Genomic DNA, 2,598 nt, shown 5'->3' on the forward strand with positions numbered 1-2,598 from the left:
GCGTTCGTCAACGCGCTCAAGCTGCACAGCCACGTCGCCAACATCGGCGACGTGCGCTCGCTGGTGATCCACCCGGCGTCGACCACCCACGCCCAGCTGTGCCCGGCGGAGCAGCTTTCCACCGGCGTCAGCCCGGGGCTGGTGCGGCTGGCCGTCGGCATCGAGGGCATCGACGACATCCTGGCCGACCTCGAGTTGGGTTTCGCCGCGGCCCGCAATATCGGTGGGCCGGGGCGATCAGCCGAGTCCAGCGGCGACCCGCACGCGGTGGCGGCCTTCTGAGGCGGGTCTGACATGACGATCTCGGAGTTCTCCACCCAGACGCTGCCCACCGAGGGCGAGATCGGCTTCGTCCACATCGGCGCGCTGACCACCGAGGGCGGTGCGGTGATCGACGACGTCTGCATCGCCGTCCAGCGCTGGGGCGAGCTCTCCCCGACGCGCGACAACGTGGTGGTGGTGCTGCACGCGCTCACCGGCGACTCCCACGTCAGCGGGCCGGCGGGACCCGGGCATCCCACGCCCGGCTGGTGGGACGGAGTGATCGGGCCGGGGGCACCGATCGATACCAACCGCTGGTGCGCGGTGGCCACCAACGTGCTGGGCGGTTGCCGCGGCTCCACCGGGCCCAGCTCGCGGGCCCGGGACGGCAAGCCCTGGGGCTCGCGCTTTCCGCTGATCACCGTGCGCGACCAGGTGGAGGCCGACATCTGTGCGCTGGCCGCGCTGGGCATCAACGAGGTCGCCGCCGTCGTCGGTGGATCCATGGGCGGCGCAAGGGCTTTGGAGTGGATGGTCGGTCACCCCGACCGGGTCCGGGCGGGGCTGCTGCTGGCGGTCGGCGCGCGCGCCACCGCCGACCAGATCGGCACCCAGACCACTCAGATCGCGGCCATCAAGGCCGACCCCAACTGGCAGGGCGGCGACTACCACGACAGCGGACGCAAGCCGGAGGACGGGCTCACGATCGCCCGCCGCTTCGCGCACCTGACCTACCGCGGCGAGTTGGAACTCGACACCCGTTTCGCCAACGACGGTCAGGGTGACGAGGACCCGGCGAACGGTGGCAGCTACGCGGTGCAGAGTTACCTCGAGCATCAGGGCAACAAGCTGTTGTCCCGCTTCGACGCCGGCAGCTACGTGATCCTGACCGAGGCGCTGAACAGCCACGACGTCGGCCGCGGTCGCGGCGGGGTCCGTCAGGCCCTGCGCAGCTGCCCGGTGCCGGCCGTGGTCGGCGGCATCACCTCCGACCGGCTCTACCCGCTGCGCCTGCAGGAGGAGCTGGCCGACCTGCTGCCGGGCTGCTCCGGCCTGCGCGTGGTCGACTCCAGATGCGGGCACGACGGCTTCCTGGTGGAGTCCGAGGCGGTCGGCGAGCTGATCCGCGAGACCCTCGCCCTGGCCGAGAATGAAGGCGCGTGTCGGCGGTGACCCGCTCGAGACAGGAACGCTCCCTGTCGTTCGGCTCGGCCGCCGCCGCCTACGAGCGTGGGCGCCCGTCCTACCCGCCGGAGGCCATCGACTGGCTGTTGCCGGCCGGTGCGCACCAGGTGCTCGATCTGGGCGCGGGCACGGGCAAGCTGACCACCAGGCTGGTCGAGCGCGGCCTGGACGTGGTGGCCGTCGATCCGATCCCCGACATGCTCGAAGTGCTGCGGGACGCGCTGCCGGAGACCCGGGCCCTGCTGGGCACCGCGGAAGAGATTCCGTTGCCAAACAACAGTGTTGACGCCGTGCTGGTCGCCCAGGCCTGGCATTGGGTGGATCCGGCGCGAGCGATTCCGGAGGTGGCCCGCGTGCTGCGCCCCGGCGGGCGGCTGGGCCTGGTGTGGAACACCCGCGACGAACGGCTCGGCTGGGTGCGCGAGCTCGGCGAGATCATCGGCAGCGACGACGACGGCGGCCGGCTCGACGTGACGCTGCCCGCACCATTCACCGACCTGGAGCGCCACCGCGTGGAGTGGACGAATTACCTTACGCCGCAAGCGTTGATCGATCTGGTGGCGTCGCGCAGCTACTGCATCACCTCGCCGGCCGAGGTCCGCACCAAGACACTCGAGGCGGTCCGCGAGCTGCTGGCCACCCATCCGGCCCTGGCGAATTCGACGGGACTTGCGCTGCCCTACGTCACCGTGTGCATCCGGGCGACGCTGGCGGGCTGACGGGCGCGATCAGCTTTCGTCCTCCGCATCCTCGTCGTCTTCGTCTTCCTTTCTGCGCAAAAGTTTTTCGGGGTGCCAGTAGGTGTTTTTTCGGGGTTGGCCGCGAACTGCCTAAGAACCCTATAAAGAGGTAGGTGCAGCACCATGACCACGCCCACTAATCCGACCACCTGGCGCGACCTGGCCGACGAACTCACCCCTGAACAGGTCGGTCAACTCCGCGACCTCGAGGGCCATCTCGGCGGAGGCGGGAGCGCCGCGTTCCTGCTGGCGGCCGCCCGCGAGTTCCTTACCGACCGGCAGGTGGCCGACCGGCTTGCCGACGTGCCCCTTCCCGCCGGCGCCCGCACCGATACGGAGAACTGGACCAAGAACCTCCGCCGCGACGGCTATTCCCGGTCGCTCGTGTGGCGCACCTGGCGGGGCGGGATGG

General features: G+C 70.5%; 4 protein-coding genes. All 4 read left to right on the forward strand.

Annotation, left to right across the window (positions count from 1 at the left end; genetic code table 11):
- The coding region (locus AC2VOR_RS14640; protein ID WP_486964010.1) for a PLP-dependent transferase at positions 1-282 on the forward strand (282 nt) is incomplete at its 5' end.
- A 12-nt stretch (positions 283-294) separates the two neighbouring features.
- A complete protein-coding gene (metX, locus tag AC2VOR_RS14645) occupies positions 295-1,434 on the forward strand; it encodes a homoserine O-acetyltransferase MetX (protein WP_369740267.1) in 1,140 nt (379 codons plus the stop codon).
- Positions 1,431-2,165, forward strand: coding sequence for a class I SAM-dependent methyltransferase (locus AC2VOR_RS14650; protein ID WP_369740269.1), 735 nt, complete (start codon positions 1,431-1,433; stop codon positions 2,163-2,165). Before metX ends, AC2VOR_RS14650 begins: the two co-directional genes overlap by 4 nt.
- A gap of 144 nt (positions 2,166-2,309) precedes the next feature.
- A partial coding sequence (locus tag AC2VOR_RS14655) for a hypothetical protein (protein WP_486964011.1) occupies positions 2,310-2,598 on the forward strand: 289 nt, incomplete at its 3' end.

Source organism: Mycobacterium sp. TH-M103, from assembly GCF_057473785.1.

What these genes read in the sequence shown, in the direction of transcription:
- metX (WP_369740267.1), top strand. Translation starts at nt 295, where the DNA reads ATGACGATCTCGGAGTTCTCCACCCAGACGCTGCCCACCGAGGGCGAG.